This is a genomic window from Cupriavidus oxalaticus, from assembly GCF_004768545.1.
Lineage (GTDB): Bacteria > Pseudomonadota > Gammaproteobacteria > Burkholderiales > Burkholderiaceae > Cupriavidus > Cupriavidus oxalaticus_A.
Genome location: NZ_CP038636.1, coordinates 1,053,572 through 1,075,408, shown reverse-complemented (window position 1 = coordinate 1,075,408; position 21,837 = coordinate 1,053,572). Strand labels below are relative to the sequence as shown.

The following is a 21,837-nucleotide window of genomic DNA, read 5'->3' as shown; positions in this document are numbered from 1 at the left end:
ACACCCTACGCATTGCGCCGGTATCTGGCGCGGCCTGGCTTGGACTACTGGGACTTGCTTCGACGCTGCTGGTGGTGATGGAGTTGGACAAATGGCGGGCCCGGAAGCGTCGGACGCCCATACGAGTGCCAGCCGCCACGGAATCGTTGCCGCCTCAGCCATGCGCACACGAAACCCTCGGGGCAGGCGCTATGGAGCGGGTGGGAACCGTAGAGCGAACAGCGCTTCCTGGACGCCAGAACATTTGAACCGGAAACTGAGATGCCGTGGACCTATGATCGCTTTCCGGCTGCGATGAAGCGCTTAGCCCCGCCAGTGCGCGGCAAGGCGGTCGAGATTGCCAATGCCCTGCTGGCAAGTGGCCATGACGAGGGTATGGCCATCCGCGTCGCGATTTCCGCGGCACGGCGATGGGCTCGCCGACACCCGGATTGCTCCGGGGACATGTATCCCTCGGTGCCCAAGCATGGTAGCCGCCTATGAGGGACTGCCGAAGTCGCCGCGCGTGCCCATGCGGATACCCATGCTGGCCCGGTCGTAGCATGACGCCGCGCTCGCCGGCACGCGTCAGGACCTGGTCCTGGGCACGCCGCATGATTGCTCTTGGTGGCTCCTGCGCAGACGTGGCGCTGCGCAGCCTTGCGCAGATGTCGGCACGCTCGGCACCGGTAAGCAGATCGCGCTGGCTCCATGGCTACCAGCGTAGGCGAACCGGCCGTGAGGCAGTTGCGATGCCTCAATGCTTTGCCACTCAGCCACCCTCCGTCAGGGGAAGATACAGGCTGATGCCTTCGAGGCCTGGCGCAGCTTTGACGGTGAAACCGCAGGTGCGCGCCAGCCCAAGCATGGCAGCGTTGTGGGGCAACGTAGTGCCCACCAGCGCGCCGATGCCTCTTGCACGCGCATAGCGCACCATCTTTTCAAGCAACAGTTTTCCCAGCCCTTGTCCGTGGCAATCCGAGCGCACGGCGATGCCGAATTCCGCCTGGACATTGTCTGGGTCCGCAACCGCGCGCACCTCCCCGAGCATCTCGCACCGACCCGAAGCATCGGTGATCGTCGCGATAAAGACCATTTCGCGCGCGTAGTCGATCTGCGTGAGCCGAGCGAGTCGATCGTGGTCGGGCTCGCGGAACGCACAGAAGTAACGTGCGTGGATATCCTCCGGCGTGAGCTCACGGAAATAGGCCTGGTAAGCTGCCTCGTCTGCCGGCCGCACAGGCCGTATCAGGTAATTGTGTCCATTACACATAATGCGCTCCTCCAGCGCCTCCGGATAGGGCTGGATGGACAGCCGCGGTCCTCCTCGGGACGGCACGGCCACGGCGATGCGTGCGTCAAGCGCGATCACGCCATGGGGGCTTGCCAGCAGGGGATTGACGTCGAGTTCAGTAATCTCGGGGATGTCGCACACCATGCGGGACATTTGCACCAGTACATGGAGGAGGCGCTCCTGGTCGATGCCCGGATGTCCCCGCCAGCCGTGCAGCAGGCGGCCGACGCGGGTACGCGATACCAGGTCCTGCGCGAGCAATGCATCGAGCGGCGGCAGCGCGATGGCGGTGTCCCCGATATGCTCGGTGTTGACGCCGCCGTGGCCAAACAGCAGGACCGGTCCGAACACGGCATCCGTCGTAGCACCGGCGATCAGTTCGAAGCTGTCACTGAAGCTGACCATAGGCTGGACGGCGAATCCATCCAGCCGCGCATCCGGGGAATCCTGCCGGATGCGCGCGAGCATGGCGTTGCCGGCGCTTCGCACGGCGGCAGCGTCAGCCAGCCCCAGCGCCACGCCACCGGCGGAGGACTTGTGTGTGATGTCGCCGGAAAGGATCTTCAGCGCAACGGGATAGCCCATCCGTGCAGCCTGCCGCACCGCGTCGTCGACGTTCTGTGCCGTGCAGGTCGGGACAACGGGGATGCCGTAGGCCGCCAACGCATCCTTTGCTTCGGGTTCTGTCAACATCCGTCTGCCGCTGCGCAGCGCGTCCGCGACAATCGCCTGCGCCGCTGCCTTGTCGATTGGGGTCGATGTGTCCTCGGCCGGCGGCGTGCGCATCAACAGTTGCTGATTGTCGCGGTACTGGCAGGCCTGCAGGAATGCGCGTACCGCTTGTTCCGGCGTCTCGAAGGTCGGCAGGCCGGCATGCTGGCACAAGTGGCGCGCGTGTCGTACCGACTCCCCGCCGAGCCACGCGGTCAGGAGGGGCTTGCCGCCAGGCGGCGCACTGACAAGCGCGGCGGCAATCTTCGTGGCGGGAACGATGGCCGTTGGGGCGTGGATGATCAGCACGGCATCGACCTCCGGGGCGTCGCACAGGATGGCGTACGCTTTCTCGTAACGATCGACGGGTGCGTCGCCGATGATGTCGACCGGATTGGCGCGCGGCCATGTGACCGGAAGCACGTCGTCCAGCCTGGTCAAGGTCCGGTCCGACAGGCTGGCAAGGGTTCCTCCTCCGTCCGCGATGGCGTCAGTCGCCATCACACCGGCGCCGCCACCGTTGGTCAGGATGGCCAGCCGCGGGCCACGCAGGCCGTGCAGCCGGGCCAGCATCTCGACCGCGTCGAACAGCGACTCGGTATTATCGATCCGCAACATGCCGGCTCGCCGGATGGCGGCATCATAGACCCCGTCGGCGCCGGCCAGCGCGCCGGTATGAGAAGCGGCAGCGCGTGCTGACTGCGCCGAGCGCCCGCCCTTGATAATCAGTACCGGCTTGCTGCGCGCCGCAGCGCGCGCCGCCGACATGAACTTCGCGCCATGCCGGATCGCCTCGACATAGAGCAGGATGGCGCGCGTCGCACCGTCGCTGGCCAGGTAGTCGAGCACATCGGCTACGTCCACATCAGCACTGTCACCGAGAGAGATGAAGTGAGAAAAGCCGATCTGGCGCGATCGTGCCCAGTCCAGTACCGCCGTCGCCAGTGCGCCGGACTGCGTAGCGAATGCCAGGTTGCCAGGGATGGCAGTGCCGGGGGCGAAGTTCGCATTGAGGCCGATGCCCGAAGCAATCAATCCTACGCAGTTTGGTCCCAGGATCCTAAGCAGATGGGGCCGCGCCGCTTCTAGAACGGCCTGACGCATGGTGCCGGCGGCGCTGTCCGAGGGGCCCTCGAAGCCGGCACTCAGCACGATGGCCGCGCGCGTGCCCGCGATACCAAGTTCGGCGATGAGCCTGGGTATCGTGGCAGCGGGCGTACAGAGCACCGCAAGGTCGGGCGGCGCGGGCAGGGCCTCGACAGACGCGTAGCAGTGCCTGCCGGCAAGCGTGGTGTACTTGGGATTGACCAGGTACACAGGGCCGGCAAAGCTGCCGGCGGTCAGGTTGGCCAGTACAGTGGCTCCAACGCTGAGTGGCCGCATTGTCGCGCCGATCAAAGCCACCGAGCGGGGACGAAACAGCGCATCGAGGTTACGGATTGTCATGGCGGGTGATCATCCAGGGGCGCATGTCGAACTTGGTTTTAGCCCGGTGCTGGCGCTGAAGTGGCGGCTTCCGTCTCCATATCGCCGCCTTGCCGTTTACAAATTGACCCGGATGTTGTTCTGCACTGCACTGACCCCTGGCGCGGCCCACGCTGCCTCCAGCGCGGCCTCGCGTTCCGCCCAGGTTCGCAGGCTGCCGCTAAGCGTCACCACGCCATCCTTGACACTGACCGCGACATGGGTTGCGTCATCCGTCGCCTGGCGCTCAATGGCTCTCGCGATCCTGTCCTTCACGTCCTGAGGCAAGATCGACGGCTGGACCACGATAGCGTTCGTCACACCCACCACGCCATAGAGGCCGGCCACCACGCGTTCTGCCGCCAGGCGTTGGTAGTGCCAGTCAACCGTGCCGGTCAAGATGACAGAGCCGTCCTCGACCATCACGTTGATGCGATCCGCCGGCAGCACCGAGGTCCAGGCCAGGATGTTGCTGGCGGCTCTGGCAATGTCAGCGTCGGTGCGCCGGACTTCGTTGGGCAAGCGCACATCGATCTCGACGGCAATCCCCTTGACGCCCCGGACGCGCCTGACGGCTTCCTCGGCGGCATACTTGGCGGCATGGCTGCCGAGATGCCCGGTCAGCGTGACCACGCCGTCGCTGACCTGAACGCCGACCTCGGCGGCCTCTACGGCCGGATCCCAGGACAGCTCTTCCATGACTTGCTCCTTGAGCTGGATATCGCCTTTCATATTGCTTCATCCTTGTTTTTCGCCGTGCGCCTGCCGCCTGGAGGTCGGTCAGGGCCTGGTTTCGATGTGGTCAATCACTGCCGAGATGCCGGGGCGGACCACACCGCCCCGTCAGCCGCGCGGCGCTCCGCTGGCGACTGAATCTGATGGTCCGTTTTCATCATGGTCCGCAAGACACGGGCGCCGCAAGCGGCGCCTTTTGGTCAAGTCATGGCGTATGCCGCACTAGGCGTGCAACGCTGATTGGATGCTGTCTGAACATTCCCGTTGTTGCTCGTTGCGAATGAGCGAAGCGATCATGCCCCAGTCGGCGGCCAACGCGCCGAGCAGATCATCGAGCGAGATCACGCCGCTCACTGCTTCGCCGTCGAGCACGGCCAGGCGCCTGACGCCGTGCGACAGCATCAGCTCGATTGCCTCTGCAACGGCGGCGTCCCGGGAGATGGCGACCAGGCCGCGTGTCATCACGTCAATCACCTCGGTGCGGCACGGATCCGCACCACTGGCCGTTGCATCGATGACCATGTCCCGGTCGGTGACCATGCCAATCGCTCGCGTACCGGACGGGGAGTTCTCCGTGACGATCAGCGCACCCACATGCCGGTCCCGCATCTGCACCGCAGCTTCCTGCAGCGTGCAAGACAGTGGCACGTGAACGGCCTTGGCCGAGCAAATATCCTGAACCCGCATGGCTCTCTCCTGATTTCGCGTCGGTTCAGCGGATCGTCACGCGCTGCTGCGGCGACGCGTCCTTCTTGGGCAGCACGACACGCAGCACGCCGTCCTGGAAGCTGGCATCGATCTTATCTGTATCGATGTTGCCGTCCAGTGTGAAGGCTCGCTGCATGGAACCGCTGTAGCGCTCCTGCCGGATCACCCGATCTCCTTCCTTGACCTCGGAGGCCTTCTCCAGCTTGGCGGTGATCATGACCGTGCCGCGATCCACACTGACGCTGATATCTTCCTTCTTCACCCCCGGCAAGTCGGCGGTGATGGCATAGCTCACATCAGATTCAGTTACGTCGACCTTGAAGGGCAGTTCCGAGTCGGGGCCAAGCCGAAGGTTGCGAAACACGCCTTGCAGCATGTCGCCAAGCGGTTCGATCGAGAACGGGTCATAGCGCCGGATGTTGCTCATCGTAGTCTCCTGAAGAAGCGGCCGCGGTGCGGGCCGGGTGCTTTCACTTTGGCAAGCGGGGGGCGCTTCGATTTGTTTTGCATCAAGTCGGACCCGGTTTGCCGCCGTACTCGTGCGCAAATGCCAACGCGATTGCCTTCGCCCTGTAAAGCTCCGGAAATGCGGTCAGGCCCCTGTCAGGGAAGCCTGACAGCATGGCCCCCAATTCTGACAAGCAACTCAGGGAAGCCTTCTAGGAGGGGAAACGGTGGCCGCCCATACTTCCTGTCAGAAGAGGGGAGCGCACGCAGACGCAGCCATCGCCATATGGGAGCAGGGGTCGGGACGAAGGTGGTCATCGGGCTGGAGACAACTATGTATGAAATGCTTGGCAAGGCCGATCCGGCTAGCGATGCGGCCGAAACGTTTGCCTCGTTCGAGCCGGCGCGGCCCGTGGCGGCGTCCCGGCCTGCCGCAACAAACGCCGGGGCGCGCTGCGCCAACTGCATGATGCGGCATATCTGCATGGCCGCAAGCCTAGAAGCGGATGACGTAGAGCGGCTTGACCGTGTGATGCAGGGTTGGCGTACGATCCGGCAGGGCGAAAGGCTGTTCCGCGCCGGCGATCCGTTCCGCAGCCTGTACGCAGTGCGGGCCGGCTCCTTCAAGACCATGGTGACGCCGGAGCGTGGCAAGGAACAAATCTCAGGCTTTTACATGGCCGGCGACGCTATCGGCATGGATGGCATTTGCGAGGAGACTCACACTTCCGATGCCATTGCCCTGGAGGACAGCGTGGTCTGTGTAATCCCCTATCACCTGCTTGAAGCCCTTTGCCGGGAGATCAAGCCTTTGCAGCGGCAGCTTCACAGAATGCTTAGTGCCGAAATTGTCAGGGAAGCGAGCCAGATGATGCTGTTGGGCAACATGTCCGCCGAGCAGCGCGTTGCTAACTTCTTGCTGAGCATTTCTGCCCGGCATCGTGAGCGCGGCTATTCGGCGACGTCGTTTGTCCTGCGCATGACCCGCGAGGACATTGGCAGCTACCTCGGGGTTACGCTTGAAACGGTCAGCCGGACGCTTTCCAAGTTCCAGCAGGAAGGCCTTTTAGCCGTGCGCGGCAAGTCCGTCGAGCTGCTGAACCTCGATGCGCTGGACGCGCGCTAGCCTCAGCATCGAGCCAGCTGTGAGATGAATGCGCCTGCTGCGCGCTCCGCTGTGCCGGTCCCGCAAGCTAATGCAGCGGGCGGTGACCCGCAGCGCGAGGTCGGGACACTGCTGTTCAGGCCCCTCGACATCGATACCTGGCAGGAACATGTCATCTACATGCATCCGGATTGCGCGGTCTGCAGGGCGGAGGGATTCTCTGCCCACACGCGTGTGCATGTACAGATCGGCGATAATGCGCTGATCGCTACTCTGACGCTGTTGGGTGCGCCATTGCTCGCCGCGGGCGAGGCAAGCCTGTCGCTCAGCGCGTCACGGATACTGAAGGCCCGCGCCGGCGATGTCGTCCGTGTCACCCATGCGCCGGCTCTGGAGTCAGTGCGATCACTGCGCGCGAAGATCTATGGTTCGCACCTGGATGGCGCGCAGCTTGACGGCATCATCGACGATATCAGTGCCGGCAGGTATGCCGATGTGCATATCGCGGCTTTCCTCGCCGCATGCGCCAACGAGCGGATGACCTTGCGCGAGACCGTCGACCTGACGCGCGCCATGGTGAAATTCGGACAGCGGCTGCACTGGGACCGCGATGTGGTTGCGGACAAGCACTGTGTCGGCGGACTGCCCGGAAACCGCACCACGCCCATTGTCGTCGCCATCGCGGCGGCGGCGGGCTTGCTGATGCCGAAGACGTCTTCGCGAGCGATCACCTCGCCAGCTGGCACTGCCGATGTCATGGAGGCACTCACATGCGTGACCCTCGATGCGACGGAAATGCGGCGCGTGGTCGAGCAGGTCGGGGCGGCGATAGTCTGGGGCGGGGCGCTCAGCCTCAGTCCTGCAGACGACGTGTTGATTCGCGTCGAGCGAGCGCTCGACATCGACAGCGACGCGCAGCTGGTCGCCTCGATCCTGTCAAAGAAGGTTGCAGCGGGGTCGACTCATGTGCTGATCGATGTGCCGGTCGGAAAGACCGCGAAGATCCGCGAGGACGGCAAGCTAGCGCGCCTGCACACCGCCATGACGAAGGTCGCCGAGGCGTTTGGACTGAACCTCAGGATCGTGCCAACCGACGGGTCGCAGCCCGTTGGACGCGGCGTGGGGCCCGCCCTGGAGGCGCTCGACGTGCTGGCGGTCCTGCAGTGCCAGCCCGAGGCCCCCGCCGCGCTGCGCGAGCGCTCATTGTTGCTGGCAGGCGAACTCCTTGAGTTTTGTGGTGGGGTGCCGGCCGGGCAGGGCCTGCTACGGGCAGGCCATTTGCTGGAGAACGGTAGTGCGTGGGGGCGTTTCCAGGCAATTTGTGAAGCGCAAGGCGGACTTCGACGGCCAGGGCAAGCAGTATTCCGCCGCGACCTGGTCGCGAGCCGTAGTGGCGTGGTGACGGCGATCGACAACCGGCATGTATCACGCGTGGCCAAGCTTGCTGGCGCACCACGTCGTCAGGTAGCCGGCCTGGAACTGCATGTCCGGGTCGGCGAAGCAGTAGACGCCGGCGCGCCGCTCTGCACGCTGCATGCTCAGGCGTTGGGAGAACTAGACTACGCTTTCAGCTATGCGCTGGCGCACGTGCCGTTTCTCATCGAGTAGCTTCGCCGCCAACGCTTAGTCAACAGGGATCCATCTTGCCAGCAGATGCCGCGCGGCGAACGCTGCGGCGGCATAACCAAGCAGGATCACGCCAAGCAGCGGCCAGTAGGCCCAGGGAAGTGGCTGCATGCCAAGGGCGGTTGCCAACGGCGAGTAGGGTAGCCAGGCGCCGACAATGCAGACGGCGATCGTGGTGACCAGCAGTGTCTGGCTCGGGAGGCTCTTGATGAAAGGCAGCTGGCGCGTACGGATGATGTGGACAATCAGCGTTTGCGAGAGCAAGGACAGGAAAGCGAGCAGGATCAACATGACATTGACTGGGCTCAGCAGCCGGCGTACCAGGCTGACGAGCCAGTGCGGAGCGGTGGGAGCGGCAATACGATTGGGGCCGCATTCGGCCAGCCGCGCAGTGGCGTCGGGCTCGGTAAGCCCGGCGAGGTCCGACCCGAGGGACTCGAGGACATCGATGACCTGGTGCGTCGCGGCCCGGGCAATCGCGGCGGACGCGGCGTCGGACTTCGGTGGGACACCTTGACTATCTGGTCGGGGGATGGCGTGGTCGGGGCCGGAGGCCTCGCTGCAGCCGTGCCGGTTCACTTTCATCTCAATATTGCGCCCGACCGCGCTGCAGGCTAATCCGCCTGAGGCGCCCGCACCAGCAGCACAGGCACCTTTGCGTCGCGTACCAGGCCCTCCGCTACGCTGCCCATGACAAGGCGGCGCACACCGCGCCGGCCATGGGTGCCGACCACCACTAATTCCGCATGGGTGCGCTGCGCTTCGGCGTGGATGGCAGAGGCGATGTCGCCGGCAACAAGGATGTCGTTGACTAAGTGTGTGCTGCACACGAGGCCGTTGCCGCGGGCTCGTGCCTCGGCCTCGGAGAGCAATGCAGTTCCAGCATTGACCAGGGCAGGGCGGAGATCGGCCATCGTGGAGAAGCCAACGTCGTACATCAGATAGCCGTTGTCGACGACGTGGACGATTTCAAGTCTGGCCTTGCACAGCGACGCGAGACGGATCGCCTCTTCAAGGGCCCGGTTGCCACAGTTGCTACCATCAATCGCAACGAGGATGGTCTGGTACATGGGAATCTCTCCTGGCAGAGTTATCCGGCGGCTTCAGAGATAGGTTCCGCGGATGGTGTCAGCTTAGGTACGCCTGACCACAGGAAGTTGATGTGCATCAGACTATTGCTGAGCCGGATTAGACGCCGACGCGTGGCTTCGTTGACAGGCATCAACTCGGTTCGCCCGCCGAGCGCTAACTTGGGTGCCATGCTCGGGTTCATATCAGAGCATGTCATTGCGGGAACGGTTCGGCCGATGCTGCTGGTGCGCGATCGGCCCAATAGTGATGCACCCCGACCGTCGGAACCCGTCCTGACCGGCATGCGACGATGGAAATCCAATGGGAGGCAGGCAAATGCAGACTTCAAAAGGTGTGGGCATCGCGATTTCATCACTGTTGGTTGCGTTGATAGCAGCGGGTTGCGCGATGCCGACGGAACTAGCGGAAGACCGCGTGCAGATCATGGAGCAGCGGGGTATCCCCTACGCTTGCGCCAGGGACGACGAAGCCGGCAGGCAGGCCATGAGGGATGTTGCCGCCCGCTTCAATGTCCGCCTTAGCATGATCGATGCGGCGAGCGCCAAGCCGCTAAGCGGGGCTACCGTGGTCGTGGCCAGCGCCGAGGGCAAGCCGGTGCTGCGCGTTGTCGCCGGTGGTCCGCTGTTATACATGCGCCTCAAGCAAGGCGCGTACCGGCTCACGGTGGGGTACCAAGGCCGCGACCAGGTGCGCGACATCGTCGTGGCGGACCAATCGCAGGACATAACGTTCCGTTTCCAGGTGAATACGCTGGAAGAGGACTGGCTACTCTGCTCCAGCCAGGTTTGTCTGTGTCGTTGAAGAGAATTATCCCTGCGCAGATAACCGTCGCACTCACAGCGCAGGCCCGCCGTCACGCGCCTGACGCAGACCGTCCCGTGCAATCAGCGCTGCCAAGTAGCTGCGGCGTCAAGCCTGGTTCGGAGACAGCCAAATGGGACGTTCCAAAGCGTGGGGAGGCACGGCGTCGGCTGTGGCCAATGCCTGCGCGAAGGCATCGATCTCGGCCGCAGCCGCGCCACTGAGCACGTCGCGCTCAAGCAGCACCAGCCCTGGCGCGGTCAACCGAAAGGACGTGCTCATTGGCAGAGAACACGCAGCAGGGGCCTTGATGTGCATCAATTGCGAGAGTGTGGGCTGTCCTACGCTGAAGTCAACCCCCGGCTGGACACGAGGGCCAATGCCTGAAACTCCCGGAGTCGCCGCCATGTATCACCGCATCCTTGTCGCCATGGATGGAGGCCCAGCGTCGGAGCTGGCGCTGGAGCAGGCCATGGTCATTGCCCGCGCCGCCGACGCCGAAGTAGAAGTCGTCTACGTCGTCGACGACCGCAGTCCGTTCATGGATGTGACGGGCCTGGATCCGGTGAGACTGGTGGAGGATCTCACGACCGCGGGCGAAAGCGTACTTGCCGCTGCGCGCAGCCGGCTGGCGGCGGGCCACATCCGCTATGCCACCCGGCTGCTCGGCAAGCCGATGCTTCAAGGCGACATTGCCGTCACAATCGCCACCGAAGCCAACAGCTGGGGCGCCGACCTGATCGTCATGGGCACACATGGTCGCCGGGGCGTGCGCCGCCTGGTCATGGGCAGCGTTGCGCGCGGGGTCGTCGCCGAGGCACTCGCGCCTGTCCTGCTTATCCGTGCCCAAGACGCCTAGCCTGACTGCAATCTCGGAGGGGATTTACCCGACTCAGCCATGCATACGATCGACTTCACCGGCGATGTGCCGGAATATTGCCCGAGCGGGCCCAGCTTGCAGTGCCCCGTGAAGGTAGACGGAGTACCGGCAACCTATGAGATTACCGCCGAGGCGCTTGAAGACCATTTTGGCGCGCGGTCGTACCGCAGCGAAGACCTGGTACCAGCATTCCTCCGCAACCGCCAAGACATAGAACGGGTGGCTGGGGCTCTGTTCGAGATGACTGGGGCAAAGCATATCGTGCTGCACAGCGGTCATTTCCGCTTTGCGGTCTGATCAAGGCGTTGCCATGACATTGCGCATTTCAAGCCCTTGTACGGCCTTCCGCCTTGGACGGTGCATCCTTGCAGCCACCGCGCTGGTTGCGTTTTGCGCGGCCTGTACGTCGATCCCGGATCTTTGGCGGCCACCGAAACCGCGCGCAGCGGCGCCTGCGCCAAGCCGTCCCGCACCGGCACGCGAGCTTTTCTGCCACGGCACCACCCTAGTCATGGTGCAGGTCGATGCCAAAGCCGCCGGCGAGCTCGCAGTCTACGATGCCGGCCGCATAGGCAAAGAGCCATTCCCGGGCCTGTTGCGGGCTGGCGGGTGGGCTGGGCCAGTCTGGCGTGAAACGAATGCCGAGACCACCGTCGGGCGCGGTGAGATCCACGCGACCGCAAGGCTTGCCAGGTTCGATGCGGTCTGGCACGCATAGAACAATGTGAAATCCTTTGTACGATCGCCTTGTTTCAGTCACATGGATCCTCCAGGAGAAGCGGACGCCAGCAGGGGCTGGGTCCTGTAGACCCTTAGGAGACAATCATAATCGTGGGATCGGAGCAAGACGCCAGCGTGCTGGTTGCCCTCCGCTGATTGCGAGCGGCGTCTGGCGCCTTCTGTCACGGCCTTGTCAGATGGAGACAATTATGGACTACGCTACGATCCTGGTTCACCTGGACGCCAGCCAACGCGTGTATCAGCGTCTGCACCTTGCTACGCAACTGGCAGTGCAGTTCCAGTCGAGGCTGGTGGGCTTGCTCGCGGTTGGCAAGCCTGATCCCACCTCCGTTCGCTATCTCGTCGATGGCGACCGCTATCTCGCTTCGTACAATGAATGGCAGCACCAGGTAGGCGAAAGGGCACGTCATGCTCTAATGGATGCCACCGACGAGGCGGTCATCACAACGCAATGGCTCGCACCCGACTGGGCCACGGCGGCGACCGTCCAGGCAGAGGCGCATCTGGCCGACCTCGTTATCCTCGGACAGCATGACCCGAGCGACGAAGAAGCGTACGCCGAACCAGCCTTTGTCGAATCCATCGTCCTGGAATGCGGGCGCCCGGTTCTGGTCGTACCTTACGCGGGGTGGTTCTCCAGCACCGGCAAGACTATCCTGGTGGCGTGGAACGGCAGCCGAGAGGCCGCCCGCGCTCTCCACGACGCGTTGCCACTTCTCAAGCGTGCCGAAACCGTCGACGTGGTGTCATGGACGCCGTCGAGCGCGCTAAAGGGACCGTGGCTGTCACCGCCGCAGTATGCGGTGGAGTGGCTGGCCCGTCATGGCGTGAACGCGCAACTGCGCAGCTATCCGGACGAGGATGGGAATGACATCGGGCAACGACTGCTTTCGCACGCCGCCGACCGGAATGCCGACCTAATTGTCATGGGCGCGTACGGCCATAGCCGGGTCCGTGAACTGGCGCTGGGTGGCGTCACCAAAACGCTGCTTCAGTCGATGACAGTGCCGGTTCTAATGTCGCATTGACAACATGCCTATAGAAGAAGCGAACGCTACGGAAAGCCTGTCGCAATCGACGGCGAAAGCGGCAGTCTCGTTACGCACGATGTCTCAAGCGTTCTGGAGTGATTTCCTGTGCCGCCGTCCGCTATTTCCGGCGGCCGACGGCATGTTTCCTTTCGACCCGCTTCTTCGCTCGCGGTATATCGAAGTGCAAGGCCGTACGTACACTGCCTGGCGAGCACGTGCCGTAGCGGCCGGCTTCAGTGCCTCGGACTTCTTCGATGCCTGCATTCGTGTGCGAGCGGCGATGTATTAATCTGGATCGTCTTGCCGCGATGGGCTACGCTTCGCCAATCCTGGATGGTCCCAGCTTCACGCACGCAACGAGCGTCCGAGCGTGCCGCGAGCGGCGTCGCGGTTCCTGAATGCGCTATCAAGATCAGGCGCGCCCGCCTTGGATTCTTCCGCGACCGGCCCCTCCAGTGTTTCCCTCACCGCTGCGATATGGTCTCCCGCGGCCCTAACGGCTTCCTCCAACTGCCGCTCACTGCAACGCAGTTCGCGGCACCAGTATTGCACTTCAAGCGGATCCATCATGTTGACGCGCCCGGGATCCAGAGGTCCGAGTTCGCTCGTTTCATCGATCATACTTAGCTCCTATGCTTCTTTTTTCGGCGGACGAGGATGTCAGGGCGGCAAAGTGCATCAGGCATATCCGTTCGCAAAGCGAAGCAAAGCCTCCCGCGCCACCATGAGCGGCAACGCGAAGAGGCAGGAGAACCCGAAGCCAAAGTGCCATGAACAGGCCTGTCTTTGCCGACGTCGTTCGGTTAAGCGGGCAAGGGCTTCTAACGTAAGTCGTACTCGCGCATCATTTCAGCTGTCACCGCTTTCACAGTCGTAAGGCAACTCGCCGGCACTGCGGGAAAGGCATCGATGATCCAGTTACAGCCGCCATTGGTCGCCGCGTCGACATGCCGTGGCAACGGGATGCTGCAATCGCGGAAAGCCTCACCAAGGTCAGTGTTTTCCTGCACGCGTCGTGAAATTTCATCGCGGATCTGCTCCGCGCTGCCGAGGTGTTTGATCATGGCAGAGTCTCCTTGATTTCGGATGCCCTTGATTTGATGTGGGAACGCCGTGCTCACGCGACTGCACTGGCGTGGGAGGCCGGACGGCTGATCGTCTGGGACAGAATCGGTTCCTCGTCTTCGTTCGCGACATATGCTCTGCCAATTGGCGCCGGTTAAGCCAGCCACGCAATACGGCGGCTAGCGCCGCTGAAGCACAATAGAGGTAAATATGCGCCATGGCGCCCGCCGTGGCAGCAGCGAAAGACTCGCATAGGGTTTCAGTTCTTCCATGGATGGCTCACATTCATTCCGATGTAGGGGGCAGTGCCCAGTGCCCGACGCCTCTATGGATCAATCTAGATGTTGCGGCCGGGCCGGGGTTGCGCTACATCAATTCGGGCACAGTGTCGCAGTTGCTGGGCCTCGTACTGCTGAGACGACTTTTGAATCCCTCTGGCAGGTTGATGCGGATCAACGCCATTACCAGTCTGGGCACTACCTTGATCTGTATGACAGAACAGAACTCGAGTAGCCAATGTACCGCCGCATACTACACTTCGTCCGGTGCTACTGGTGCCAGAGGCAGAGGGGCTTGACTTGCGGTAGCTTGCTCCCACAAGGCGGCAATCTACGCAATGGTGCGATGGCTGAATGGGTGGCGGTAATGATAAATGGCGCTGGCAAGCTGCGCGTCGTGACAATTTCTCTGTTGGCCGCAGCGCTCACGGGGTGTGCCTTCTATGATAATCGATGGGACGCCGGCATGCCCACGATGGCGCGGCACGAGGTCGTATACGCGTCCGGGGGGAACGACGAGGCCGATGTGAAGGCCATGCTGGCCATTGCCGACCGGTTCAATGTACGGCTGACCATTGTGGACGCCGCGCGCGGCGAGCCGCTACACGGTACTGCCGTCTTTCTGGTGGGCAGGAGCGGAGGTTCGGCATTGCATGTTATGGAAGCGGGACCGATGTTCTATCTGCAGCTTCCAGCGGGAGATTATCGGCTTGCCATCGGCTATCAAGATTGGCTTCAGCTGACGGATATCGTGGTGGACGGACAGCCGCTCGATCTAACGTTTCGCTTGCCAGCAGACACGCCGGCAGAAAACTGGCTGTTCTGCCGCTTGGCAAACGGAAACCACGCAGCTGCGGCGGTCCTTTGAGCTTGTGCACGGCGCAACGATGGCCAGTCGCCCCCGGGGAACACACCCACGTCATCCGCGCGCATCTTCGCGTAGTGTGTGGAACAGCTCGTCTTCCTGCGCGCAGTGCAGACGCAATACCGCCTCGAGCCCGTAGAGCAACCGCTGGCACTCCCTGGTCCGGCTGTCGTCAGGTCCCTCCGGCGGCAGATCGTCCGCCATCCGTTGGAGGACATGAATCAGTCGGAAGAGTTCGCGATGCATGCCGCTCATCGCTGCCAGAGGGTCATCCCCTCCTATGAGTCTCGCCAGTTGCGGGTAAAGTTCGGCGTCATCGCGCTGTTCGTGGGGCAGGAGCGTCGTGCAGAGGGCAGTGCACAGACGGCGCAATTCGGTGGCGGCCGACGGTCCGGGCAGATCGGGCAACCTGTCCGCAAGTCCGCGAATATCCTCCATCAGAGGACCGAGCGCCATATGCTCTCGGTCCAGGCTTGCGGCCTTGGCAGCGGGCAACCCTTGTTGCTCTACCGGCTCGCCGGCGCGGAGCGCTCGCAGCGCGTTGGCGATGACCAACACATCGATGATCTCCTGCAACACTGCGCCCGCCAGCGGCGGAAGATAGCCGAGCGCAGCCGCCGCCATCGCGACAAAAGACAGGGCCATGCCGGCCAAGGCGCTTTGAGCGGCAAGTGTGCGCGAGTGCCGGGCAATGCGTATCGCATCTGCCAGCCGGTCCAGGCGGTCGACGAGCAGTACGACGTCCGCGGCTTCCGAAGACGCCGCAGTGCCCCGCGCCCCCATGGCGACGCCGACATCCGCTGCCGCCAGCGCCGGCGCATCATTGACGCCGTCTCCCACCATCACGACGATGCCATCATGGCGCGCCGCTTCGATCTTCGCCAGTTTCTCGGCGGGGCTGACGCCTGCATGGACTTCCGTGACACCGAGAATCGCGCCAACCGTCTCCGCGACGTCGCGCCTGTCTCCCGTCAGCATGGCCAGGCGGCGAATGCCGGCCTTGCGCAGCAAGCGCAGCGCGCGGGGTGTCTCCATCCGTATCTGGTCTTCGAACTGCAGTGCTCCGACCAGTACGCCGTCGACCGTCGCGAGCGAGACTGATGCGCCTTCATAGGCCGCGCGCTGCAGCGCGGCCTTGCACCAAGGCGGCCAGCTTTCTGATCCGCCGGCGAATGCAGGCACGCCTACTGCAACGGCATGCCGGCCGACGCGCCCCGAAACGCCAGCACCGGCGGTCTCAGCCACCTCCGACGGCAGATCCAGAGGCAGTCCCCGATCGCGTGCCGCAGTCGCAATCGCTTCCGCGGCGGCATGGCCAGAAGCCTGCGCCAGCGAGCCGGCAAGGCGCAGCAAGTCCGCTGCCACCCAGCCGGGTGCGCAATCGACGCCAGCCAGCCGCGTCTTGCCCCGCGTAAGCGTCCCGGTCTTGTCGAAGAACAGCATGCTGGCCTGTGCCAGTCGCTCCAGCGCACCACCACCCTTTACCAGCACGCCGTGCCGGGCACAACGCGACATGCCGGCAACAATTGCCACTGGCACCGCCAATATCAGCGGACACGGTGTAGCGACCACCAGCACTGCCAGCGCCCGGCGGAGATCTCCGCTGGCGTACCAGGCGATCCCGGCAACCAGCAGGGTGACTGGCACGAACCACAGAGCGTAACGGTCAGCCAGCCGAGCCGCGGGCGGGCGTTCAGCGCGGGCGGTTTGCACCAGCCTGGCAATCCCGGCGAAGGTGCTGTCCGATGCGGTCGTGGCCGCCACCATCTCAAATGGAGCGCCGGCATTCAGCACACTGCTGCGCGCGGTCTCACCAGGTTCACGTCTTACCGGCAGCGATTCTCCGGTCAGTGCAGATTCGTCCAGCAGCGCCTGTCCCACCAGCGCGCCATCGACCGGCACCAATTCTCCCTGTCGGACCAGGAGGCGATCGCCCGGTCGGACGGCCTCCAGCGAGACGGTACGCCATTCACCATCCTCGAACCGGTTGGCAAACTGCGGGGCACGACTGAGCAGAGCGCTCATCTCACGCTGGGAACGCGCCTGCGCATAAGCCTCCAGTGCCTTGCCGCTTTCAATCATCAAGGCGAGCACGGCGGCGGCGAGAAACTCGCCAAGCATAAGCGCCAGCCCGATCGCCAGGAGCGCGAGGATATCGACACCAGCTTGCTTGCGCCGCAGTGATCGCACCATGGCAACCAGCAAGGCTGCCGTGGTGGCCAATGCGCCCACTGCCCAGGACATGCCCGCGGCGCCATCATGGCCGAAGGCGAGCAGCAGCATGCCGCCACTCAGTGTGCCAACTGCGACTGGCAGCAGACCGAGGTCAATGTCGCGATATCCAGTACGCATACGGCATTGAGGGCCCTGGTGGAGCGCCCGAGCGCCTGCTGCGGGCTTGTGGCGTTGCCATTCGCCTGATGACCCATCACTCTGGGTCGCCAATCATGGCGCAGCAATGGCGAGCGGCGGAGAGTGATCATTATGCGCCCGGTCGGTCATCTCCTGGGAAGTGCCAACCGACGCGGAATCTAGTGTGTGGATTGGTGCAGTCCGGTTGGTGCGCCGCTGTTGATGTATGTCAAGTACCAGTCCTCCTGCGGATATACGTTAAGAAGGAGTGCAGTCGGCAATGCATAGGCGGCGGTTATCGAAATCGACTCAGGGCAACCGGAGCTGGACAAAGCTCGACATGCCCATGCTGAAGCGGAGGGTGAAATGGCAAATGTTGTCCTTGCAACAGACGGCTCAGTCTACAGTGATGCCGCTGCGGAATGGCTCGCGAAGGGGAGACTATTCAGGGAAGACCTCCACGTGCACGTGGTGCACTGTATGCCAGACGTTTCCGGTGAGGTAAAGTCCTACATCGGCAAGGGCGACCTTGAGGCCTGGCATACCGAGGAAAGCGCGCGCGTTATGAAATCCGTGATCGACATCCTGCAAAATGCGGGCGTGCCGACGGTATGGCAGGGCCTGGTTGGCTTTGCTCCCGAGCGTATTGTCGCGTACGCGAGGTCTATCAATGCCTTGGCCATCGTCATGGGGACGCACGGGCGCGGCGCATTCCTTGATGCGATCGTGGGCTCGGTTGCGAGCCGCGTCATCGCACACACGCCATGCCCTGTGGTACTGGTCAAGCCTGAAGCCCGCCCAGCATAGGCAACATGGACGCCGGCATGCGCGCGGCTGCTGACCGATCTGGCACGAAAGGTCGCAGACTGCTGTTTCGCTTAAAGAGCGCAACTCATGGCTGCCACCGCGCTGGTGGTGAGCTGCGGCGTTGCTGTATTGATTGGCATGCAGGGCGCCTGGCATTCGCTGATGCGGGCGCAGGAACGCTACTACACCGCACACCGGTTTGCCGATGTGTTCGCGAGCGTCAAGCGGGCGCCACTGCTGGTCGCCGACCAGATCCGGGCGCTACCAGGTGAGGCGTCGAGACGTGCCCTGCTCTCCATGACTGGGATTGCTCTGGCCGTGGGCCTCATGATCGTTGGCAGGTTCGGTTTGGACGGGGTGGGCGAGATACTCGCATTGCAGTTCGGGAGAGTCCAGCACGACGACGTGGCGCTCGTCTTTGCCGACACGCAGCCGGACAGCGCAGTCTTCGATATGGCGGCGTTTCCCGGCGTCCTGCGCGCCGAGGGCTTCCGGGTGGCGCCGGTCTGGCTACGTCATGGCCACAGGACCAAGCGCGCGGAAGTCACCGGCCTCGACGCCGGGTCAGAACTGCGTGAGGTGGTGGGCTATACATCGGGACGCCGGGAGATCCGTACCGACGGCCTGGTCATTTCCGCGAGACTGGCATCGTTGCTGCAGCTGCAGGTTGGTGACCACGTTGAAGTGGCATTTCTGGAAGGACGCCGTGCTTCCCAATGAGCTTCCACTGATTCGGTATCCGTCCAACGACCTAGCGGAAGGGCAGCGTGTGGTCGCTCGGGACGCTCGTTAGAAACGGCGCTTGCAAAACGCTTTACGACGTTGCGCGGGGGCACCATGAACCAGCTTGCTATAGCCAATGACTGACATCTTGACGATTTCACCAAATCCGCAGGTGGATGTCGCGACTGCTGTCGACCGCATGAACGACACCTGCAAGCTAAGGTGTAGTGATGCGAGAAGAGATCCTGGTGGCGGAGGCATCAATGTTGCCCGGGTAATTCACCGTCTCGGCGGCGACTGCCTTGCGGTGTTTCTTGCCGGGGGAGCTACCGGCCAGTTGTTGCAGCAGTTGCTGGAGGCTGAGCACGTGCCAGCGGTCTGCCTCGGGATTGCCGGTGATACTCGCGAAAACTTCTCCGTCAGCGAGTCCTCGACCGGTCGCCAGTTCCGCTTCATTTTGCCAGGACCATTTGTTGCAAAGAACGAATGGGAGAGGTGCATCGCGTACATCCAGGCCCTCCCGACGCCGCCGCGTTACCTCGTCATGAGCGGCAGCCTGCCCTCCGGCGTTCCTGCGGACTTCTACGCGATACTCGCACGCGAAGCTCGCGCGCGCGGCATTCGGATCATCGTCGATACCTCTGGGCCCGCACTCGTTTCCGTACTGGAGGAGGGCGTCACTCTCGTGAAACCGAGCCTGGCGGAACTCAGGGAATTGACCGGCTTGCCGTTGCTGCACGAGTGCGAATGGCGCGATGCCGCCTGCGGGATTGTCGAGCGCGGCCAGGCCGAAATGGTTGTTCTCACTCTCGGCCCGCTCGGCGCGCTGTTGGTCACTCGGGATGTTACGTTACGTGCACAAGCGCTTCCTGCGCTTGTAAGCAGCGCGATCGGGGCAGGGGACAGTTTCGTCGGGGCAATGGTTTGGGCCCTCAACCGTAACACTTCAGTCTCCGAGGCTTTCCATTATGGATTGGCGGCGGCTTCAGCAACGTTGGTCAGCAAAGGAACCGGGCTTTGCCGGCAGCCAGATGTTCATCGCCTATACCAACAACATTTCCAGGCTTAGACGTTCCTTGCTAACAACCGCCGCCAAGAAATATGTCGCGCAGGACACATTCTGTGGTTGCGATTGGTAATAGGCAAGCTATATTGGTGTGCAGAATAGCCCTAAAAGGCACCGTATCGATCGGATTCTGCCCCGCATGACTAGCCCTTTCGCCCCCGAGGGCAAGCCTCTGTCGCTAAAAGGATTGCCTCCTAATGCTATCGACATCGCGATCGGCAGTGGCACAGCCGTGCTATTTGCGGCGCTGTCGTATCTGCTACAAGCCAGAGTCCAGCAGTATTGGGAGGTCTCGTCTGCGCTGTTCGCATCGCTGGGCGCCGGAATCGGATTTGCCGTTGGCCTGTTCCTGATTCACCGGCGGCGATCCCGCTATCTGTCGGGTGGGGAAAGCCGCAACGTGGTGGAAAATGAAGCACGCTTGTCGGCGATCATCCGTTCATCCGTGGAGGCGATTATCACCGTGGACAGCGAACAGCGCGTGGTGCTCTTCAACCCCATGGCGGAAACCCTGTTCGCGTGGCCAGCCGAACTGGCTGTCGGCCGGCCGCTTGGGGACTTCATCCCCGAGCGCTTTCGGGCTGCTCATGAAGAGCATGTGCGCCGATTTGGTATCACGGGAGTGTCGGAGCGGCAAATGGGGCGTCAACGCGCGCTCTTTGCTTTGCGCCGGGATGGCAGCGAGTTCCCGATCGAGGCGTCCATTTCGCAGACGGTTGAGGGCGGGACCAGGCTGTTCACCGTCATGCTGCGAGACATTACCGAACGTGCGCGTGCCGACGAGGCGCTTCGCACGAATTTGCAACGCGTGAAGGAAAGCGAAGCGCGCTTGGCGGGCATCATTCGGTCGTCCATGGAAGCGATCATTAGCGTCGATAGCGACCAGAGGGTCATCCAGTTCAATCCCATGGCAGAGAAACTGTTTGCATGGCCTGCCGGCCAGGCGATCGGTCGTTCGTTGGCCGACTTTATTCCAGAACGCTTCAGGCCCGCTCACGAAGAGCATGTTCGCCGCTTCGGTGTTACCGGTGTTTCGGACCGCGAAATGGGACGCCAGCGTGCGCTATACGCCTTACGGCGTGACGGCAGCGAGTTTCCCATAGAAGCATCAATCTCACAGGTTGCCGATCGAGGTACCAAGCTGTACACAGTGATGCTGCGCGATATCACCGAACGCGTACGAGCCGAGGAGGCAATGCGGCATTCGCGCGAGGAATTGCAGCACCTGTCGGATAGTATCCTCGTCACTCGCGAGGAGGAAAAGCGTCGGATCGCACGCGAATTACACGACGATCTTGGTCAGCGCCTGAGTGCCATGAAAATGGATCTCGCCATGCTTGGCGCCGACCTGAAAGAGGGAAGGAGTATTGAATGCCTGCTGGAGGAGGTTGCGGCCATGAACGTCGTCATCGACGAAACCGTGGCCTCGGTGCGGCGAATAGCAAGCGACTTGCGGCCCGCTTTGCTTGATGAGCTGGGGATGCTGCCGGCTATTGAGTGGCTTGCCAATGACTGCGCCAAACGCTATGGGCTATCCGTGACTGTCGACGGCGCGGATGCCGACGTGTCCGAGCAAGTGGCAATTGCAATGTTCCGTATCGCCCAGGAGGCGTTGAGCAATGTCGTCCGGCATGCCAACGCGACGGCCGTGCATATTCACGTTACGCGTGCTCAAGGGCAATTGGAGTTGCAGGTGCAAGACAATGGTATTGGTTGGGACAAAAAGCCGGCCAACGATGAGCCCCGGAAATCTCTCGGACTGCTCGGTATCCGGGAGCGTGCACGCTTACTCGGCGGCACAGTCTCCGTCGATAGTGCGCCCGGAGAGGGCTTTTGTCTGGAAGTGAAGATTCCCTATGAAAGGAAGGCATTTGAATGAGCCTGCTCCTTGTAGAGAAACGGCCGTTCACATATCAGCAAGCATTTTGCGCTATTGAACGCGAAGGGAACCACATCGGCCATGCGCATGTAGGTGCTCGTGCGTGTTTTTGAAATGGCGAGAACCACGGTCGCCGTGGACGGGTTCAAGCACCTTATGCGGAACCGTAATTGCCACCAGTGTGAGCC

General features: G+C 62.8%; 23 protein-coding genes. 13 read left to right on the top strand and 10 right to left on the bottom strand.

Going from position 1 to position 21,837, the window contains the following annotated elements:
• Positions 1-261: 261 nt before the first annotated feature.
• Positions 262-483 (top strand): hypothetical protein, encoded by a 222-nt coding sequence (locus tag E0W60_RS33005; protein WP_135706985.1) that lies wholly within the window; start codon positions 262-264, stop codon positions 481-483.
• Between the two features lie 268 nt (positions 484-751).
• On the opposite strand, the gene E0W60_RS33000 is transcribed toward E0W60_RS33005, so the two are convergent.
• From E0W60_RS33000 to E0W60_RS32985, 4 genes are all read right to left on the bottom strand, one after another.
• The gene (locus E0W60_RS33000; RefSeq protein ID WP_135706984.1) at positions 752-3,430 is read right to left on the bottom strand and encodes a bifunctional acetate--CoA ligase family protein/GNAT family N-acetyltransferase; all 2,679 of its coding nucleotides are present in this window, start codon (positions 3,428-3,430) and stop codon (positions 752-754) included.
• A 96-nt stretch (positions 3,431-3,526) separates the two neighbouring features.
• The gene (locus E0W60_RS32995) at positions 3,527-4,180 is read right to left on the bottom strand and encodes a BON domain-containing protein (RefSeq protein WP_133092831.1); all 654 of its coding nucleotides are present in this window, start codon (positions 4,178-4,180) and stop codon (positions 3,527-3,529) included.
• Between the two features lie 225 nt (positions 4,181-4,405).
• Complete coding sequence (locus tag E0W60_RS32990) at positions 4,406-4,870, bottom strand: CBS domain-containing protein (RefSeq protein ID WP_135706983.1); 465 nt, start codon at positions 4,868-4,870, stop codon at positions 4,406-4,408.
• Positions 4,871-4,895: 25 nt separating this feature from the next.
• Complete coding sequence (locus E0W60_RS32985; RefSeq protein ID WP_133092829.1) at positions 4,896-5,318, bottom strand: Hsp20/alpha crystallin family protein; 423 nt, start codon at positions 5,316-5,318, stop codon at positions 4,896-4,898.
• A gap of 354 nt (positions 5,319-5,672) precedes the next feature.
• Between E0W60_RS32985 and fnr the strand changes: the two genes are divergently transcribed.
• Both fnr and E0W60_RS32975 read left to right on the top strand, forming a co-directional pair.
• Positions 5,673-6,464: a fumarate/nitrate reduction transcriptional regulator Fnr gene (gene fnr / locus E0W60_RS32980; RefSeq protein WP_135706982.1), complete on the top strand. Its 792-nt coding sequence runs from the start codon at positions 5,673-5,675 to the stop codon at positions 6,462-6,464.
• Positions 6,465-6,488: 24 nt separating this feature from the next.
• Positions 6,489-8,051: a thymidine phosphorylase family protein gene (locus tag E0W60_RS32975; RefSeq protein WP_135706981.1), complete on the top strand. Its 1,563-nt coding sequence runs from the start codon at positions 6,489-6,491 to the stop codon at positions 8,049-8,051.
• Positions 8,052-8,066: 15 nt separating this feature from the next.
• Here E0W60_RS32975 and E0W60_RS32970 read toward each other — a convergent pair whose 3' ends face one another.
• Positions 8,067-8,654 (bottom strand): cation-transporting P-type ATPase, encoded by a 588-nt coding sequence (locus E0W60_RS32970; RefSeq protein ID WP_135706980.1) that lies wholly within the window; start codon positions 8,652-8,654, stop codon positions 8,067-8,069.
• Between the two features lie 29 nt (positions 8,655-8,683).
• Positions 8,684-9,139 carry a universal stress protein gene (locus E0W60_RS32965; RefSeq protein WP_133092825.1) on the bottom strand — a complete coding sequence of 152 codons (456 nt, stop codon included), beginning with the start codon at positions 9,137-9,139 and terminating at the stop codon, positions 8,684-8,686.
• A gap of 337 nt (positions 9,140-9,476) precedes the next feature.
• On the opposite strand from E0W60_RS32965, the gene E0W60_RS32960 reads away from it, so the two are divergent.
• From E0W60_RS32960 to E0W60_RS32950, 3 genes are all read left to right on the top strand, one after another.
• A complete protein-coding gene (locus E0W60_RS32960) occupies positions 9,477-9,962 on the top strand; it encodes a carboxypeptidase regulatory-like domain-containing protein (protein ID WP_135706979.1) in 486 nt (161 codons plus the stop codon).
• A gap of 406 nt (positions 9,963-10,368) precedes the next feature.
• Positions 10,369-10,821, top strand: a complete 453-nt coding sequence (locus tag E0W60_RS32955) for a universal stress protein (RefSeq protein ID WP_135706978.1) — start codon at positions 10,369-10,371, stop codon at positions 10,819-10,821.
• Positions 10,822-10,860: 39 nt separating this feature from the next.
• Positions 10,861-11,139 (top strand): DUF1488 domain-containing protein, encoded by a 279-nt coding sequence (locus E0W60_RS32950; RefSeq protein ID WP_133092822.1) that lies wholly within the window; start codon positions 10,861-10,863, stop codon positions 11,137-11,139.
• 208 nt (positions 11,140-11,347) lie between these two features.
• Here the strand turns inward: E0W60_RS32950 and E0W60_RS32945 are convergent, their stop codons facing one another.
• The gene (locus tag E0W60_RS32945) at positions 11,348-11,515 is read right to left on the bottom strand and encodes a hypothetical protein (RefSeq protein WP_240746046.1); all 168 of its coding nucleotides are present in this window, start codon (positions 11,513-11,515) and stop codon (positions 11,348-11,350) included.
• Between the two features lie 256 nt (positions 11,516-11,771).
• Here E0W60_RS32945 and E0W60_RS32940 point away from each other — a divergent pair, with 256 nt between their 5' ends.
• Both E0W60_RS32940 and E0W60_RS32935 read left to right on the top strand, forming a co-directional pair.
• On the top strand, positions 11,772-12,611 hold the full coding sequence (locus E0W60_RS32940; RefSeq protein ID WP_135706977.1) for a universal stress protein: 840 nt from the start codon (positions 11,772-11,774) through the stop codon (positions 12,609-12,611).
• Between the two features lie 4 nt (positions 12,612-12,615).
• Positions 12,616-12,903, top strand: a complete 288-nt coding sequence (locus tag E0W60_RS32935; protein ID WP_133092819.1) for a hypothetical protein — start codon at positions 12,616-12,618, stop codon at positions 12,901-12,903.
• A gap of 56 nt (positions 12,904-12,959) precedes the next feature.
• Here E0W60_RS32935 and E0W60_RS32930 read toward each other — a convergent pair whose 3' ends face one another.
• Together E0W60_RS32930 and E0W60_RS32925 are read right to left on the bottom strand one after the other, a co-directional pair.
• Positions 12,960-13,235 carry a DUF3606 domain-containing protein gene (locus E0W60_RS32930; RefSeq protein WP_135706976.1) on the bottom strand — a complete coding sequence of 92 codons (276 nt, stop codon included), beginning with the start codon at positions 13,233-13,235 and terminating at the stop codon, positions 12,960-12,962.
• 200 nt (positions 13,236-13,435) lie between these two features.
• Positions 13,436-13,678 carry a hypothetical protein gene (locus E0W60_RS32925; RefSeq protein ID WP_133092817.1) on the bottom strand — a complete coding sequence of 81 codons (243 nt, stop codon included), beginning with the start codon at positions 13,676-13,678 and terminating at the stop codon, positions 13,436-13,438.
• 625 nt (positions 13,679-14,303) lie between these two features.
• Here E0W60_RS32925 and E0W60_RS32915 point away from each other — a divergent pair.
• Positions 14,304-14,825 (top strand): carboxypeptidase-like regulatory domain-containing protein, encoded by a 522-nt coding sequence (locus tag E0W60_RS32915; protein WP_240746045.1) that lies wholly within the window; start codon positions 14,304-14,306, stop codon positions 14,823-14,825.
• Positions 14,826-14,876: 51 nt separating this feature from the next.
• On the opposite strand, the gene E0W60_RS32910 is transcribed toward E0W60_RS32915, so the two are convergent.
• A complete protein-coding gene (locus E0W60_RS32910; protein ID WP_135706975.1) occupies positions 14,877-17,174 on the bottom strand; it encodes a heavy metal translocating P-type ATPase in 2,298 nt (765 codons plus the stop codon).
• Between the two features lie 366 nt (positions 17,175-17,540).
• Here E0W60_RS32910 and E0W60_RS32905 point away from each other — a divergent pair, with 366 nt between their 5' ends.
• The 4 genes from E0W60_RS32905 (at position 17,541) to E0W60_RS32890 (ending at position 21,649) form a co-directional block, all read left to right on the top strand.
• Positions 17,541-17,981 carry a universal stress protein gene (locus E0W60_RS32905; RefSeq protein ID WP_135706974.1) on the top strand — a complete coding sequence of 147 codons (441 nt, stop codon included), beginning with the start codon at positions 17,541-17,543 and terminating at the stop codon, positions 17,979-17,981.
• Between the two features lie 87 nt (positions 17,982-18,068).
• Positions 18,069-18,701 carry a hypothetical protein gene (locus E0W60_RS32900; protein ID WP_135706973.1) on the top strand — a complete coding sequence of 211 codons (633 nt, stop codon included), beginning with the start codon at positions 18,069-18,071 and terminating at the stop codon, positions 18,699-18,701.
• Between the two features lie 139 nt (positions 18,702-18,840).
• Positions 18,841-19,773, top strand: a complete 933-nt coding sequence (locus E0W60_RS32895) for a 1-phosphofructokinase family hexose kinase (RefSeq protein WP_135706972.1) — start codon at positions 18,841-18,843, stop codon at positions 19,771-19,773.
• A gap of 136 nt (positions 19,774-19,909) precedes the next feature.
• Positions 19,910-21,649 (top strand): PAS domain-containing sensor histidine kinase, encoded by a 1,740-nt coding sequence (locus E0W60_RS32890; protein ID WP_135706971.1) that lies wholly within the window; start codon positions 19,910-19,912, stop codon positions 21,647-21,649.
• Positions 21,650-21,837 lie beyond the last annotated feature (188 nt).

Bases quoted from the DNA above. Each gene is read 5' to 3' on its own strand.
- E0W60_RS32975 (WP_135706981.1), top strand. From the start codon at position 6,489: ATGAATGCGCCTGCTGCGCGCTCCGCTGTGCCGGTCCCGCAAGCTAAT.
- E0W60_RS32950 (WP_133092822.1), top strand. From the start codon at position 10,861: ATGCATACGATCGACTTCACCGGCGATGTGCCGGAATATTGCCCGAGC.
- E0W60_RS32910 (WP_135706975.1), bottom strand. From the start codon at position 17,174: ATGCGTACTGGATATCGCGACATTGACCTCGGTCTGCTGCCAGTCGCA.
- E0W60_RS32985 (WP_133092829.1), bottom strand. From the start codon at position 5,318: ATGAGCAACATCCGGCGCTATGACCCGTTCTCGATCGAACCGCTTGGC.
- E0W60_RS32900 (WP_135706973.1), top strand. From the start codon at position 18,069: ATGGCTGCCACCGCGCTGGTGGTGAGCTGCGGCGTTGCTGTATTGATT.
- E0W60_RS32925 (WP_133092817.1), bottom strand. From the start codon at position 13,678: ATGATCAAACACCTCGGCAGCGCGGAGCAGATCCGCGATGAAATTTCA.
- E0W60_RS32905 (WP_135706974.1), top strand. From the start codon at position 17,541: ATGGCAAATGTTGTCCTTGCAACAGACGGCTCAGTCTACAGTGATGCC.
- E0W60_RS33000 (WP_135706984.1), bottom strand. From the start codon at position 3,430: ATGACAATCCGTAACCTCGATGCGCTGTTTCGTCCCCGCTCGGTGGCT.
- E0W60_RS32970 (WP_135706980.1), bottom strand. From the start codon at position 8,654: ATGAAAGTGAACCGGCACGGCTGCAGCGAGGCCTCCGGCCCCGACCAC.
- E0W60_RS32940 (WP_135706977.1), top strand. From the start codon at position 11,772: ATGGACTACGCTACGATCCTGGTTCACCTGGACGCCAGCCAACGCGTG.
- E0W60_RS32930 (WP_135706976.1), bottom strand. From the start codon at position 13,235: ATGATCGATGAAACGAGCGAACTCGGACCTCTGGATCCCGGGCGCGTC.
- E0W60_RS32895 (WP_135706972.1), top strand. From the start codon at position 18,841: ATGACTGACATCTTGACGATTTCACCAAATCCGCAGGTGGATGTCGCG.
- E0W60_RS32965 (WP_133092825.1), bottom strand. From the start codon at position 9,139: ATGTACCAGACCATCCTCGTTGCGATTGATGGTAGCAACTGTGGCAAC.
- E0W60_RS32995 (WP_133092831.1), bottom strand. From the start codon at position 4,180: ATGAAAGGCGATATCCAGCTCAAGGAGCAAGTCATGGAAGAGCTGTCC.
- E0W60_RS32955 (WP_135706978.1), top strand. From the start codon at position 10,369: ATGTATCACCGCATCCTTGTCGCCATGGATGGAGGCCCAGCGTCGGAG.
- E0W60_RS33005 (WP_135706985.1), top strand. From the start codon at position 262: ATGCCGTGGACCTATGATCGCTTTCCGGCTGCGATGAAGCGCTTAGCC.
- E0W60_RS32890 (WP_135706971.1), top strand. From the start codon at position 19,910: ATGACTAGCCCTTTCGCCCCCGAGGGCAAGCCTCTGTCGCTAAAAGGA.
- fnr (WP_135706982.1), top strand. From the start codon at position 5,673: ATGTATGAAATGCTTGGCAAGGCCGATCCGGCTAGCGATGCGGCCGAA.
- E0W60_RS32960 (WP_135706979.1), top strand. From the start codon at position 9,477: ATGCAGACTTCAAAAGGTGTGGGCATCGCGATTTCATCACTGTTGGTT.
- E0W60_RS32915 (WP_240746045.1), top strand. From the start codon at position 14,304: ATGGCTGAATGGGTGGCGGTAATGATAAATGGCGCTGGCAAGCTGCGC.
- E0W60_RS32990 (WP_135706983.1), bottom strand. From the start codon at position 4,870: ATGCGGGTTCAGGATATTTGCTCGGCCAAGGCCGTTCACGTGCCACTG.
- E0W60_RS32935 (WP_133092819.1), top strand. From the start codon at position 12,616: ATGCCTATAGAAGAAGCGAACGCTACGGAAAGCCTGTCGCAATCGACG.